Genomic DNA, 15,964 nt, shown 5'->3' on the forward strand with positions numbered 1-15,964 from the left:
TTATACATACTTTGCATATTTTCACTCACTAAAATATTTTTCACTTGTCCAAAATGCCTGTTTTTTATATATCCTAGAAAAACTATAGTATTTTAGTTTTTTCTATGATATGCTGTCAACCAATGCATCCACTTTGTGAGAATCAGACGATGCAAAAAAAATTTTCGAGTAAATCAAAAAAAGGAAGAGAGGTATTTTTTATGAAGAGAAATGCACTGCCCTGCCTGGTACTGGCAGCGGTCATGGCAAGCAGCTCCGTTCCCAGTGTTTATGCCGAAGAAACTGTAAACGATACAGTTTCTGCACAGGGTCCAGAAGATGCAGCCGACACAGAAACACCGTCTGACGCCCCTGAAACAGATGCCACAGGATCTGATGACAATACAAACCATGCACCTTCCACACCGGAAGGCGACGGTGAACAGAATCAAGATCACGAAAAGGAAGATACAACAGAAGTACCTTCTGTAGAAACTCCTGAAGAAACTCCCGTCGTTCCTCCCGTGGAAGAAGGCGAAGGAACAACAGTGCCTTCCGACGACGTAAAAGACGAGGAAGAAAAACAGGAGGAAGCGGAAGAAAAAGAAGAAGTAAAAGAGGAAGAAACCGAAGAAGAAAAGACAGTGCTTTCCTTAACAGCTGTGGACAGCACCAGCACCATTTCCGTTCGTATCCATATGGATTATCCTCTGACAAAAGAAACCGTGGAAAAACAGAATATTCAGATGTCTGTTTCCAATGCTTATACAAGAGAAGAAGTGCCCGCAGCCATTTCCATTGCTTATCTGGATGAAACCGGTAATGAATGCGGCAATGACGATCTGGTAGCAGCCATCGACATCGTTGCTTCCGATCTGCCCGCCGGCACTGCGGACAGCGTATACCGCATTGCAGTGACAGGTGACGGCTACCGCACTTATACATATAATGAACTTTCTCTGGAAGAATACGCAAAAATCATTACCATCGGTACCAAAGAAAGCACATTCACACTTGGGGATGTGAATGGCGACGGCAGCGTAAATCAGGAAGACCAGCAGTTGGTAGAAGCAGCTCTTGGCACTGATAACGATGCTTATGACCTGAATAAAGACGGCACTGTGAACATCGTGGATATTTCCTATGTAAACCGCGGCATGATGGTACAGGGTACCGGCAAAGCCGTTGCACAGAATGGTGCTATGGTATCCCGCGCCATTGTGCAGAACATCGACGTTGACAAAACAGACCTGTCTGAAGTAGAAATTGCCGATGACAAAAACATTGCTGACTTGTTTACAGAAACAGAAGCCATTACATTCAGCAAAAAAGATTCCGGCGAAATTTCTCCCGAAGCACCTCTGGAAATTCCCATCGCCTTTAACGAAGGCGTTGCCATGAGCGAAGTACAGATTGCTACTCCTGCAAATGGTGGTATCGAATACTTCAATCTGGTTCTGGAAGTGGAAGAAGACGGCAAAGTCGTAACAGAAACCATTCCTTACGGCAAACTGACTGTTGCAGCCCGTTCTGCTCGTGACGGTGAAAACGTACTGGTGGTAAATCTGGGTTCCAGAAAAGTCGTGAAGAAAATCACCATTCAGGTTACCAAAACAGAAGATAATGAAACTGCTGTCATCAAACAGGTTGCCTTTGTAGAAAGCACACTGGCAAAAGCGCCTGAAGCAGAAGCAGCAAAACCCCAGAATGTTACTGCAACTGCAGGCACAAAGAGTGTTTCCCTTTCCTGGGATGCCATGGCAAACGTAACAGGCTATAAAGTTTACTATGGCACAACCCAGAACGGCATGACACAGGTTCAGACCACCGGAAACAACCGCATCACCATTAGCGGTCTGGAAAACCTGAAAAAATATTATTTCGTTGTGGTAGGCACCAGCGGCGAATGGGAAAGCGCAACTTCCGCTATGGTATCCGCAACACCATTGCCTGACAGCAGACCTGTAGCACCTACTACTTTACAGGTAACTTCCATGGATTCCGCTCTGCGTTTCAGCTGGGCAAAATCCGAAAATGCTATGGGCTATCTGGTTTACTATCGTGAAAAAGGCACAGATCAGTGGATTTCCTCTGATGTAGGCGATAACAACTCCCTCACTGTAGGCAACCTGACAAACGGTGTTACTTACGAATTCTGCGTAGAAGCATACAATCAGGCTGGTGTCAGCCCTCGCTCCGAATTGGCAGAAGGTGCACCCAAGTCCCAGACCATCAACGGTCCTGCCCTGCCTACAGAAAACCGCATCTCCAACGAACTGATTACCGTTCGTTCTGACAGCGGCGCCGCAGGAAATGTAAACTGGAATGAAACACCCAACTTCAATATCAAACATGTACTGGACGGCAACTACTCCACATTCTGGCAGTCTGGCGCATACTGGAAAGATCAGTCCTTCACATTTGACTTTGCAGAGCCTCAGAGCATGAACTACATGATCTATGTTCCCAGACAGGGAGATCTGAGCTATACCACAGGCATGCGTGACTACAGCGTAACCACTTACCGCAAAACAGCGGATGGCAAATACGAAAAGATTGCAACCATCAACGCAAATATCACTGCCAAAGTGACAAAAGACGGCACCGGTTATCTGGTGCTGGAACTGCCTGAATCCAATGACATTTCCAGAGTCAGAGTTAACGTTGGTCAGTGGGAAGGTGCAAAAGCGGTTACACTGTCTGAAGCAGCCTTCTATCATCTGGATAACACACCTGCGGAAATCGCAGATCTGTTCTCCAATGGTACATTTACAGAACTGAAATACAGCAAGGAAGAAACCCTTGAAAAAGTAGAAGCACTCCGCAGCAGAGTGGAAAACACAAACGCATTCTATCTGAATAAAGATATGATGCTGCGCGAACTGAACGATGCAAAAGCACTGGCAGAAGGAAACGAATTGGCAGTGCAGACAGGCTTCCAATCCCGCAGCACCGCAGCAGACAGTGCATATGGTCAGACTGCAAGCGTACTGCAGCCTCTGGGCGTTGTAGCTTCTTCCGGCAGCGATGTTGTCATCTATGCAGACATCCCTGCTGGCGAAACCGTTACCATCGTACCTACACAGTATTATGGCAATCATAACGCATGGAAAGGCAAAGCATCCAGCTCCAGTCCGGCAGAAACGTCATTTCCGTAGAACAGATTGCTTCTGTATCTTCAGAAAAAGGCGGCGCCCTGTATCTGACATACAGCGGTTCTCACGCAGACGAAATTTCCCTGCGTATCATCACAGACAACAATACCAGCGTAAAAACACCTATGCTGGAACTGTCCGACTGGTATGAACTGTCTGAATCCGCAAGAAAAGAAAAAATCTCTGCTTATGTGGCAGAAGTAAACGCATATGTACAGGCAAACAGCAACCGTCTGGGTCAGACAAGCATCCGTAACCATACAGATATTGCAACTCCCAGCTTCCTGCTGTCCATCCCCGTAAAAGAAGTGGCAAACGTCCTGACAACAGAATCCCTTTACAATGCAATCCTTGCTTGGGAAGATGTTTCCTATGTAGTAAATACCACACAGGGCATTGTAGACGGCGATAAAGACGCTTACCAGTATCCTATGGAAAGCCGTCAGAACATTCGTTACATGCGCATGTTCGGTTCCGCCTTCATGTATGCAGCCGGCGATCATATCGGTATCGGTTATGGTTTCGCTGGTGATCTGGCAAAAGGCACTCCCGTTTCCATGCTGTCTGACGAAGCAGATACAAACGGTCTGTATGGCTGGGGTATCGCTCACGAAATCGGTCATAACATGGATAAACTGGGCAGAACAGAAATCACCAACAACCTGTACTCCCTCATGGTACAGAGCTACGACGGCGGCGATATGACTTCCCTGACCACCCGTCTGGAAAGCGAAGACAGATATTCCGCCATCTTCCAGAAAGTTGCGGAAGCACGTCCCGGCGCAGCCAACAACGTATTCGTACAGCTGGGCATGTACTGGCAGCTGCATCTGGCTTATGACAACGCAGATGCTCCCATGGATTTCTACAACCAGTTCTTCAAACTGTGGAAATCCGGCGCATATAGCGGCAATGACTATGACAACCGTGTTGCACTGATTGCATCTGAAGTTGCCCAGAAAGACCTGACAGAATTCTTTACTCGTTGGGGTATGGAACTGACAGAAAGCACAAAGAGCAAACTGAAATCCTATGGCGAAGAAGAAAGAGCCATCTGGTATCTGAACGATAACTCCCGCCGCAACCGTCTGGAAGGCACAGGCGTTGCAAACGGCACATTGACACTGGATTCCGTCACAGCAACCAATTCCGTTGGCTCCAACGGTCAGGATGTAACACTGACATTCTCCCACACTGACGGAGAAAACATTCTGGGTTACGAAATCCTGAAAGACGGCAAATCCATTGCCTTTACAACAACTGGCACATTCACCGAACATATCGGTACTGCAAACAATACGGTATTGACCTATTCTGTTCGTGCTGTAGACAAACAGGGCAACATTTCCGAAGCGACAGAAACACAGCAGGTACGAATTTCTTATGATAACGTACTGGATGCAGGTCTGTATGACCTCTCCCAGTCCGGTACAACTGCAACTGTGACCATGAAAAACGATAAGGCACAGTCTGTCAGCGGTATCAAACTGACTGGTGTTTCCGATGTGGAAAGCATCACAGCTGTTCTGACTACAAATGTGGATGGCGTATCCAAAGAAACCACATTGACACTGACACAGAATATGGCAAACGACGACAGCACATTCAAAGCATACTTCACCAAACCCGGTGCAAATGCGGAAGACAGCCGTATCTGGACTTACGACATCACCAAACTGGAACTGCAGAATGTTCCCGAAGGCGCATCCCTGCAGCTCATCGGTGCAGTCAACGACGACGTAGCATTCCTGCAGGACGGCGCTGCCATTGGCAGACTGCATGAAGCTTATCAGTGGGGCGATACTTCTGAGGAAGTCATCCCTACTGGCTCTCTGGTTATCGTCGGCACTTATGTAGGCGATCCCAGATATAACTACGTACAGGTCAACGGCGAATTTACCGTTCGCGATCTGGCAACAGGTACAGAAACAAAAGAAACAAGACCTATCAACGGGGAAACTTATCTTCTGGCAGAAGTTCCCGCTGATGGCGAAGTGAGCCTCATCAGCAATGGTATGTTCATCTATGTCATCAACGAAGAAGCAGAAGGCGATCTGCAGAACGAACATGTGGACTGCGATCACCCCAGCTCCCTGCCCGACCGCATTCAGGCAGTTCTGTACCGCACAGACAACATTTCTACAACAGAGGGTCGTGTCACCGCACAGACAATGTGGATTTCTTCTCCCGACGCTGACAGCATGCCCTCCATCTCTCTGGAACATCAATAATTAAGGAGGAACCTACCCATGAAAAAGAAATATACACTTTGGGCAGGCGCTTTGGTGGCATCATTACTGATGTCCACCACTGCTTTTGCCGCAGGTCCCAGCGTGATTATCCAACGGGATAACGACAGCAATCATGCTCGTCTGTATCTGACAGGCGTTTCTGATGACACCACCAGTGTGGAAATTTCACTGAAATCCAAACAGAATCTGGAAAACGCCCATTTCCTTGGCGCGGAAGATCTGGCATACAGCCATCATATCGAAAAAGACGGCGTTCTGACCATTTACGCAGACTCCCTTTCTGTATTGGAAAGCCAGAATAACCAGATCTATCTCGGTAACCTGACACTGCCTGACGGCGTATCCTTTACAGGCGTATCCAAACTGATCACATTAAACAGCAAAGACGCTGCAACATCCTATACACAGGTATCTTTAGAGGATGATGGCAGTGATAACAGTGGCGACAATGGTGCTGGCGGCGATAATGGCGACAACGGTACTGGCGGTGATAATGGCGACAACGGCAGTAATGGTGGCGGCAGCTCCAGCGGTGGCAGTTCCAGTAGTTCCAGCTCCAGCAGCAGCACAACAACCGGTCGCCCTGTTATCAAAGGTGACCAGACCAATGGTATGATCATCGCAAGCAATGACGGCAGCGTATCCATCCAACCTCACGACGGCTATGAGGTCCGTGACGTACTGGTCAACGGCGTTTCTCAGGGTCCCGTACAGCAGCTGCTGCATCTGAAATCCACTGACGTAGTAGAAGTTATTTTTGCAGCTGTACAGCAGCCTTCCACAGGCTCCACCAATTTCAGTGACGTACCTGCAAATCAGTGGTATGCACCTGCTGTTTCCTATGTCACCCAGAGAGGTCTGTTCTCCGGTGTCAGCGAAACACAGTTCGCTCCCAGTCAGTCCATGACAAGAGGCATGCTGGTTTCCGTACTTTACCGCTTCAATGGCACTTCTCATACAGGCAGCAGTCCTTTTGCCGATGTTTCCAGCAATGCATGGTATGGCAATGCTGTCAGCTGGGCATACGCAAACAATCTGGTATCCGGTGTCAGCGATACTTCCTTTGCACCTAATACACCTATCACAAGAGAACAGGCAGCAGTGATGCTGGCAAGATATCTGAAATTCTCCGGTGTTGCACTGGAAAGCGGCACACCTGATTTCCAGGATACTGCTTCCATCAGCGGATATGCCAAAGAAAGCGTAGGCGCTATGCAGAAAGCCGGTCTGCTTTCCGGCGATAACGAAGGCAACTTCCGCCCCGATGCACAGATCACTCGTGCGGAAATCGCTTCCATCTTCATGCGTCTGTGCCAGAAATATGGAATTTAATGTTTTGCTCCTCTAAATAAAAAAAGACAGTGAAAAAGCAACTTCCCCTTAAGAAAACATTGTTTTTCTCACCTCAATTTCTTAAAGGGAATTGCAAAGGCTGTTTTCATAAGAAAACAACCGAATCTCAGTCAAAATAAGAAAGCTGAAATCCTCTGTATCACAAGGATTTCAGCTTTCTTTGTTTTTTTATGAAGTCGCCCCTATTTCTCACTGTCTTTTTCATTTTCTCCATGACTTTACTGCCTATTTCCGCTCATAAAGGACGCCCTTTTCAGGCACAAGTCAATTTATACATTCCAGAGATGTTCTCTGTGTTCAAAAACCTCCTGGATATCTGCTTTGTTATTCACCAGATCACCTACGACAGTCACTTTGGCTTTTGCCCCAACGGCATTTTCCAATTCTGTAATCAAGCCATTGATCACTGCCGCATCTTTCTGTTTCTGGTCTACCATTTCCAGATATTTTTCACATGCTTTCTGTAATTTCTGGTTTGGCAGGCTGGATGCCGCTCCGCAGAGATAAAACGCATCCAGTTTGAATTTTTCATCTACCACAATCTGTCTGATTTTCCCCAGGAGTTTTCCTGCATTTGTTTATTGCCATCCATATTCCCCCACTCCTTTCCGGCATGTCATTCTCCCAAAGAAAGCGGACGAAATGAAATTCGTCCGCCCTCCTTGGCTAAAGCAATGAATTTTACATCAGAAATCTTTTTACAGACAGTTTATTCGCCAGGATGTTTTCTGTCTTTGAAAGAAGATTCCTGAGGACCTCTCTGATCTTTTTTCGCAATATACAGGCTGCCGATCCCTCTGCCGCACAGGATAGGAGGTTCGCATGCTGTTGCTGCTGTTTCGGGTGTTGCTACGCCGGAAATGTCAGCGTCTGTTCTGTCCAGCTGTGTTGCCACTTTCCATGCTTCAAACTTACATGTATAGGACTGGTTGCCAACTTTTTCGATCCAGCCATGATATTCCATAAAGTCACCTACATATACAGGTGCCAGGAATTCAATGTTTTCATAACCCAGGAACAGGCTGATGTCGCCGTCTACATAAACCATCAGTTCTGTACCAACGTCGCCCCACTGGTCAACGATTCTTGCACCATTTACCAGACCGCCAACATAATGTGCATCTTTTGCGCTCATCATCAGATGATGTACCACTTTTTTACCTACCATAATCGTTTCCTCCTTATTTTCATATCAAGTCATTTGTCATATATTCTTTTTTTCATCGTTTCTATAAGTAAGTTCTTCACAAAGACTTTTCCGAAACATCTTTGTGGTTCATCCCCCATCTTACTTGTTTCACTTTTCAAAAACCTCCGCTGCCAGTGTCAGCAGCTTTTGCAGGAACCATTCATCCTATGGAAGGGAACACTCCTGTGGTCGTTCTCAACTCTTCTTAAGCTCTTAAGCATACAGTACAAATCCGAGAATCAGATATGCAATGGCTGAGAAAATACCTGCGATCAAGCCAAATGGAATCTGGCTGGTCGCATGTTTGAAGTTATCACAGCCTGTAGAGGCAGATGTCAGAATCGTTGCATCGGAGTAGAAGCAGCAGTGGCTTCCCCAAACGCCTGCAGCTGCAACCGCGCCTACGGTTACACCAATGTCGCCGCCCAGAGCGATGGTAATGGGAGCAACGATTGGCAGTGCGATGATGTACATGCCCCAGTTGATACCCATGATAAATTCTGTACATGCAAATACCAGGAATACAGTAATCGGCAGCAGTGGCAGAGAGATATTTCTTACCGCTACGTCGATAACGTAATCGATAAAGCCAACCTGCTGGCTCGCGTTTGCGAAACAGAATGCCAGAATCATCAGCAGGATAGGCATAACCATGTTCTTCAAACCTTCAACAACTGCATCGGCATATTCTTCGGGGTCCATACCCTGGAATACGAAGAATACAAAGCCCAGCAGGATCGCGATGATGATACCGATCTGCATATTGAAATCAAACATACAGATGGCGCCGATCAGAATAAAGATAGGTACAAAGAAATTGCGAAGTTTGGGTTTCTTGCAGGATTTCATTTCGTCTTCCACATCGTCTTCAGACTCTACCATTTCTTTGCCGGCACGAATGTCGATCTTTTCAGATCCCGGAGGTGCCAAAGGACCGCCGGCAGCAACTCTTTCATACGCTTTTTTCATGGGACCGAATTTCGGGATAACCCCTAAAATAACCAGTACCAGTACAACCAGTGTTGAAATTGCATAGAAGTTGAAAGGAACTGTTTTCATATATGTTGTCAGCTGCTGACCTTCTTCTGCCAGACCGTTGGCAACCATCAGCCCGCCGATGAATACTGCCCATGTGGAAATGGGATTCAGAACCGTAACTGCCGCTGCTGTTATATCAATTACATAAGAAGTCATTTCTCTAGGAACTCTGTATCTGTCTGTTACTGGTGTCATAGCGATACCAGATGTAAGAGAGCTCAGATAGTCGTCCATGGAGAACAGCGCAGAGCAAAGCATTGTGCCAAAGAGCGCTGTTTTTTCAGATTTTGCCTTGGAAGCTACAAACTTACCAAATGCAAGACCGCCGCCATTTTTTTCAATAACTGCAACCAAGCTGCCCATCAGACCACAAACAATGATCAGGAACGCAATATCTTCATCCATCATGGTTGTCTGCGCAATGTTCGCAAATTCGATGATGAAGTTTTGCTTGTGAACCATGATACAGCATAAAAGAACAGCCAGTGTAAGCCCTTCAATGATTCTTTTTGTCTTAAAGATAAAGAAGATCATGAAGGCAGCCGGAATACATGTCAATATACCAAATTCGTCTGGATTATCAGGTACCAAAATACCTACCAGAGCAAATCCCACAAACAATGCTATGTAAAAAATCAACGTTCGTTTTAATTGATCTTTCTTTTGCGCTTCTCGTACACTTTCCATAGGCCAATCCTCCCTTTTGTCTTAATAGAGGTCTTTCATAAATTCACTTCTTTCTTTTTTGCATTCCGAAGCAGGTATTTCTGCCTCGGAATGCACATATATTTTTATTTCGCCGTTATTTTTGAATCAAATATCAATCTTTGAACAGTTTTTCACCGTCAGGCAGTTCTACATCCAAAGGCATAGCGATCTTAGAAACATTCAGCATATGGATATAGTCTACGTTGCCTGCCAGAATATTGTTGCCCCATGTGCCGCAGCCTTCAGATACTGCAGGAGACAAGCCGTTTGTTGCAGGTCCCCATGCATCGGGTGTAGGCTGATTTACAAGCAGACGTGCAACGGGAATTCTTTCGCCAGCATATTTGATATGTTCTTTGTCGTTGGTAAACAGACCAGCTGTGTGACCGATACCGCCAGCTTCTGCCATATTTCTGACTGTCATTTCTACAGCGTTTTCGAATGTGTCGTAGTCCTTCAGTACCACAACGGGACCCATGATTTCTTTACACATGATGTCTTCTTTCCCAACGCCTTCGATCTTCAGACCCAAAACTTTTGTTTCAGCGGGAATATCGAACCCTGCCGCACGAGTGATAACATCTGCGTCTTTCCCTACCAGATCGGAATTGATTTTGCCGTTGCTGAAAAGGGCTGCTCTGAATTTTTCAACGTCGTCTTTATCTTCGTAAATCAGAACGCCCTCATCCCGCAGAGCTTTGAAGAAATCTTTTTCTTCTTCCTGAGGATACAGCATCAAGTTGTCGCCGTCGCAAAGGATACCATTGTCGCTGCCAACAGCGATGAATGTTTTCTTTGCTGCGTCTACCAGGTCATAACCTCTGTCCAAAATCACGGGAGGGTTGCCGGGACCAACGCCGTAAGCAGGAGTACCGCTGGAATAAGCTGCTTTTGTCAGCCCAGGACCGCCAGTTGCAATAACCAGGTCACATTTTTCCATGAGTTCTGCGGATTTTTCAATGGTAATTTCTTCGATGATCTGAATCAGATCTGCAGGTGCGCCGCATTTTACCAGTGCTTCACGCATCAGTTCCACGGTTCTTGTGGAAGTTTTTTCCGCACGAGGTGCAGGTGTGATTACCAGAGCGTTTTTGCCTTTCAGTGCGTGCATTGCGTTGCCCAGAGGTGTAACGGTAGGGTTGGTTGCAGGTGTAACTGCACCGATAACGCCGATGGGATGGGCAACTTCGATGATGCCTTCTTCAGGGATTTCTCTGATGACACCAACGGATTTTTTATCTTTCAGGTAAGCCCAGAAAGCTGTGGGTGTATCTGTGTTCTTACCGATTTTATCTTCATATTTACCAAGTCTGGTTTCTTCTACTGCCATCTTTGCCAGAGGTTCTGCATTTAAGTAGATCACCTTTGCAATTTCAAAAACCAGTTTGTCAACCTGTTCCTGTGTATAATCTAAAATCTGCGCCTGCGCTTTGCGGGCAGCATCAATTCTTTCTTGAATTGTCATTGTCATAATCTGTTCATCCTCCTTCATTCTATTGTCCAATGGGTATTTTCCCATTGGGATGGCTATAGAAAGTTCCCCGCATGGGAACAATCAATGCCACGCGGGGAAACTATCAATTTTGTCCCATGTTTATTTTATTTCATAGCTGCTCTTGTATCAGCCAAGGATGCATCCATCCGTTCGATTACCTTCGCAATCTGGTCTTCTGTGATAACAGCTGCGGGTTCGAAACGTACGCATTTTGCGTTAACCAGTGTACCAGCTGTGATAACTTTGCGGGCAAACATACCTTTCGCAACTTCGTAACCGATTTCGGAAGTCTTGAATTCTACTGCCAGCATCAAACCGATACCGCGTACATCGTCAATCAGATCAGGATATTTTTCTTTCAGTTTGTCCAGACCTTCTTTGATGATGGCACCCTTCTTCGCGCATTCTGCAGGGATGTCATGGTCGATCATGTATTTGATGGTTGCCAGTGCAGCGGAGCAGCATACAGGGTTGCCGCCGAATGTGGGAGAGCCCAGCAGCCAAGGGTTGTCAACCAGTTCCTGTGTCCACATATGAGGACGGCAGATCAGACCGGTGATTGGCATAATGCCGCCGCCGAATGCTTTACCGAATGTCAGAATATCGGGAACGATGCCTTCGCCTTCGCATCTGAACATATGACCTGTACGACCCATACCAGTCTGGATTTCGTCACAGATCAATGCTACGCCGTATTCGTCACAGATTGCTCTGATTTCTTTCAAATAGCCTTCAGGAGGAATGATGATACCAGCTTCGCCCTGAACAGGTTCTACGATGAAGGCTGCAACTTTTTCGCCAACTGCAATCAGGTTTCTGATGGCTTTTCTTGCGTCTTCTGCATTGCCGTATTCAACATGAACAACCTGCTGTACCATTGGTGTGTAAGGAGTACGATATGTGCTCTTACCGCCCATGGAAACCGCACCCATGGATTTGCCGTGGAACGCATTGACTGTGGATACGAACCAGCGTCCGCCTGTTGCGATTCTCGCTAATTTCAGCGCCATTTCGTTGGCTTCTGCACCACCGTTTGTAAAGAAGCAGTACTGCAGGTCGCCGGGTGTGATTTCAGAAACAGCTTTTGCAAGATAGCCGCGCAGGGGATCCAGCAGTTCCTGAGAATGCAGTGCCTGATGACCCAGCTGAGCTTTTACTGTATCAACGATATATTCATTTCTATGTCCACATGTATAGATACCGAAACCGCCAAGGCAGTCGATAAAATCTTCACCATACAGATCCACTACGCTGCTGTCGTGGTCGGTCCATTCCAGCAGAGCCGCGTTTGTAGATACAGATTTACGATATTTCAGCCAGCCGGGGCTTACATAGTTATCGAAATGGTGAACAGTTTCTTTTGTCATTAATTCTTTATCTGCATCACTGATATTGTCAGAGTGGATATAGCCAAGGATTCTTTCCAAATATTTACTTGTTTCTTCGAATTGTTTCATATGTACGCCTCCTCATTCTTGTTTTTTTACAATCGTCATCTTGATATCTTTCTAAACTGCGTCTGATGCAAGCTCTTTTTCCTGCATCTCTTATTTTCGGTTAAGTTTTATCCCTCCGCCCTTCTTATTCTTTACGGAATAATGACGTCATTTTCGGAGTATCACCTCATATCTGATTTGTCACAAAAAATTATGGAGATTGTATTTCATAATTTTTGTTTATCTGAAGCTGCTGCGTGTTATGCGCTGCAGCCATTGATGCCATTTTAAGGTTCTTTCACCATACAGAGCAGTTGCACTCTGTTTTTGATATTCAATTTCCGATAGATGTTCAAAATATGTTTTTTTACGGTATTGCTGGAGATGACCATTTTGTCACAAATTTCTTTATTGCTGTATCCTTTTACCAGCAGATCCAGAATATCGCTTTCCTTTTTGGTCAATCCAAACTGTTCCACCGCTTCCTCAACAGAAACTTTATCTTTGTTCTTGGAAGCAGCTTCCTGTTCTTTATTGATCCGGTAAGCCAGATGGTTTTCGATTAATTGGATTTTGAAGATATCCGCATACTTGAAGTCTTCCTTTCCTTTGTTCTTGTAGAAGGTGATGACTCCCAAAAACCGTTTATCATATGCCAGAACCAGCTGCAAAGAGTAATGCCAGTTATTTACTTCGTAAATGCTTTTGTAGTACTCAGTCTGCACTCTTTTTTCATCCGGCATCAAGTCTGTTTCCCGGTAAACCATGCTGCTTCCTGTTCCCAATATTCCCTGACTATAGTCAATGTGTTCATAGGCTTTGGAATAATCCAAAGATGCATTGCTGTTGTAAGAAATACCGGAATCCAGTGAAATGCTGCCATCCCCTCTGGAAAGATGAAATTCCGCACTGTCAAAATCAATGATCATTTTCAGCTGTTCCAGAAGTTCTTTCCGCATGGCTGCAAAATCAGGATTTGTATGGATTTTATAGATAATGCTGTTCAGAATCATAAATTCATTGTTGTCGATCGTGTTCATGATCGTTCCTCCCTCCACATTATGGCTCCAAGTTTCTGATAAACGAAGTCTCCTGTATATATAACACCGCATCGCCTTTTTGAAGACCAATGTGATTTAGGGAAAATCAAGCTGCCTTTGGTCTGGAAGTTGGAAAAGGATTTCTGATATAGACCCTATGGCTTCCTGCCCATTTGCCCTATGATTCATCCGTCAAATTGCACAACGAAATAAACTCTCCACGCTGGTTAGGATGTATTCTGCACAATTTGTTTTGTTTTTTCTTGTTTTTATTATATTATATATACAACTCAGGGACAATTACTTCAATATACCATTTTTTACTACTTTTGTACCATTTTAAGTACAATTCATTTTTCAGCGTTTTATACTTTCTCCAATAGACAAATGTCCTTTTTGACCGTAAAATAGGGACTTTTCAAACAATTTCCTTCATTTTAGATGTCCATAACATGCCATTTTGCCCCTTCTTAGCAAAACAAACAATTGTTCCTATTTTCATACAAAATAATTTATTTCTTTTTGATTCCCATGTCGAATTCTTTGAAAATGGCGTATTTTCAAAGAAATTTGTTCCTTAGTCATGATTCAAGAGAAATTTTTCAGCGAAAACCACTGCTGAAAATGTCATTTCAACATAATATTTCTGCTCTTTTATCTGCTCCTTCCGCTTTTCTTGTCCTACAACATTTCGAAATATTTTGTTCAAATATCATTTCCCTTCTCTTTCGTTCTTACTTTGCTGCAATTTCTTACAAAACAACTCCTCCCGTATTCAAATATATTTCATGATCACATGTGTCCGCCTCCCTATCATGCAGACAAAATACTTCTGCCCATGGTTTCTTTGGAAAATAGTCCCTTTATCATAGACTCTCTGAAGATACATAAAGTCTATCAAATGCCAACTAATTCCATAAAAAACGCAGTAACATTCTTTGTTTTTGCCTCACCCTAACTTAGTTCTATTTTTTATACTGTATTTCCTGCAAATACAAATGAACTTTATAAATATGAAAAGCATCCTTTTTATTTGTGAAGAAAACAGCTTTCATTTTTCGAAAATTTTCATTATGCAAAACATTCCTTTTTTTAAAAAACATATTTGTAAGACAAATGTCATTGTTTTCTATTTTTCTGCGTGCTACACTCAAAATATCAATACACCATAGGGAAATCAGAAAGAGGAAATGCGTATGAAAAAGCTTCTATTTGCTCCAGTCCTTTTATTAAGCCTGATCTTTTCCAGCTTTACTGCTTACGGCGCTACGCCCATCGCCAATGCGGTCACAACAGACATTGTGGCTTCCATTAACGGTGCACCCATTCCCTGCTGCAATTTCTTCGGTCAGGTAGCTATCTTTGCGGAAGATCTGGCAGATTATGGCTTCGATGTTTCTTGCAGCCACGATGGAAAAGAATTGTACATTACCTATAGTGATACTTTCAGCAAGCCTGTTACGGCAACTTATACGCCGCCTGAAAACAGACCTATTGGCAGACTGGCATACAAAGTCTATCCCAACAATGTGACCGTAACGGTAGATGGCAACAAAATGTCTTCCTTCCGCGCAGATGGCAAAACACTGATTTACTTCAAAGCGCTGGAACCTTACGGCGATGTGGTATGGAATGCAGAAAATCGCACTGCTTCCTTCACCTCTGTAGCACTTTGGAAATATACTCTGCCTGATAACGGTAAGGATATCTCTGCAAGCATTTCAGATTTTTCTCTGACACTGACCAAAAATGCTTCTGGCAATTTTGATGTTTCGGAAAAAAATATGCAGTATTTGACTGCTCCTACCCTCATTGGTGGCAGAACACCCTATACTGCATTCCAATTTTCTCTTTATATGGATGTTGGAGAACAAACTGGAGAGGTATCTACTCTTCTCTATAAAATGCTTAATGCGGACTTAGACAAATGGATTACCAATGATACTGCTTTGGCAAACGAACATATGAAAGTCACCATCAACGGGGAATCGGTTCCTGTCACATGGGTATCCAGAAGTGCCGGAAATGGTCATTCTGATTATCGATTCATCTTAGGGAAAAAGGTGAAAACATTAGATGAATTGCAGTCCATTTCCATTACATTTCAATAAAAGAAATATTGCATAAAAACCTGCTAACAAAAGTCAAGACCTTTTCGCAGGTTTTTTAAATGTTCTCAACTAAATAAAAATTCCACGACAATTAGACCGGCTCAAAATCCGGTCTGTTGTTTTCTTGGGTTTATTTTCTTTTATTTTCGGTATACTTCCATCACTCTCGCATAGTAGATTCTCAAAAACTTATTTAATCCTGCTATCT

At 44.5% G+C, this 15,964-nt stretch carries 10 protein-coding genes; 4 read left to right on the plus strand and 6 right to left on the minus strand.

Features of this window, described 5'->3' with window-relative positions:
• Positions 1–200 precede the first annotated feature (200 nt).
• The 3 genes from INF29_RS07795 to INF29_RS07805 are packed head-to-tail and all read left to right on the plus strand — an operon-like array spanning position 201 to position 6,718.
• On the plus strand, positions 201–3,137 hold the full coding sequence (locus INF29_RS07795; protein WP_193485804.1) for a fibronectin type III domain-containing protein: 2,937 nt from the start codon (positions 201–203) through the stop codon (positions 3,135–3,137).
• On the plus strand, positions 3,086–5,365 hold the full coding sequence (locus INF29_RS07800) for a M60 family metallopeptidase (RefSeq protein WP_193485806.1): 2,280 nt from the start codon (positions 3,086–3,088) through the stop codon (positions 5,363–5,365). The genes INF29_RS07795 and INF29_RS07800 overlap by 52 nt, the downstream gene beginning before the upstream one ends.
• 18 nt (positions 5,366–5,383) lie before the next feature.
• The gene (locus tag INF29_RS07805) at positions 5,384–6,718 is read left to right on the plus strand and encodes an S-layer homology domain-containing protein (RefSeq protein ID WP_193485808.1); all 1,335 of its coding nucleotides are present in this window, start codon (positions 5,384–5,386) and stop codon (positions 6,716–6,718) included.
• A 290-nt stretch (positions 6,719–7,008) separates the two neighbouring features.
• Here INF29_RS07805 and INF29_RS07810 read toward each other — a convergent pair whose 3' ends face one another.
• From INF29_RS07810 to INF29_RS07835, 6 genes are all read right to left on the minus strand, one after another.
• Positions 7,009–7,278, minus strand: coding sequence for a hypothetical protein (locus INF29_RS07810; protein WP_193485809.1), 270 nt, complete (start codon positions 7,276–7,278; stop codon positions 7,009–7,011).
• 170 nt (positions 7,279–7,448) lie between these two features.
• Positions 7,449–7,907, minus strand: coding sequence for a hotdog fold domain-containing protein (locus INF29_RS07815; protein WP_193485811.1), 459 nt, complete (start codon positions 7,905–7,907; stop codon positions 7,449–7,451).
• A 234-nt stretch (positions 7,908–8,141) separates the two neighbouring features.
• Positions 8,142–9,653, minus strand: coding sequence for a Na+/H+ antiporter NhaC family protein (locus INF29_RS07820; protein WP_193485813.1), 1,512 nt, complete (start codon positions 9,651–9,653; stop codon positions 8,142–8,144).
• A gap of 133 nt (positions 9,654–9,786) precedes the next feature.
• Positions 9,787–11,145, minus strand: a complete 1,359-nt coding sequence (locus INF29_RS07825; protein ID WP_243184126.1) for an aldehyde dehydrogenase family protein — start codon at positions 11,143–11,145, stop codon at positions 9,787–9,789.
• A gap of 128 nt (positions 11,146–11,273) precedes the next feature.
• Positions 11,274–12,626, minus strand: a complete 1,353-nt coding sequence (locus INF29_RS07830; RefSeq protein ID WP_191344723.1) for a putrescine aminotransferase — start codon at positions 12,624–12,626, stop codon at positions 11,274–11,276.
• Between the two features lie 266 nt (positions 12,627–12,892).
• Entirely contained in the window at positions 12,893–13,645 is a 753-nt protein-coding gene (locus INF29_RS07835; protein ID WP_191344724.1) for a response regulator transcription factor, read from the minus strand.
• Between the two features lie 1,196 nt (positions 13,646–14,841).
• Here INF29_RS07835 and INF29_RS07840 point away from each other — a divergent pair.
• On the plus strand, positions 14,842–15,756 hold the full coding sequence (locus INF29_RS07840; protein ID WP_193485815.1) for a hypothetical protein: 915 nt from the start codon (positions 14,842–14,844) through the stop codon (positions 15,754–15,756).
• Positions 15,757–15,964 lie beyond the last annotated feature (208 nt).

Origin of the sequence: Anaerotignum lactatifermentans, assembly GCF_014982935.1 — a bacterium.
In the GTDB taxonomy this organism is placed as follows: Bacteria; Bacillota; Clostridia; order Lachnospirales; family Anaerotignaceae; genus Anaerotignum; species Anaerotignum lactatifermentans.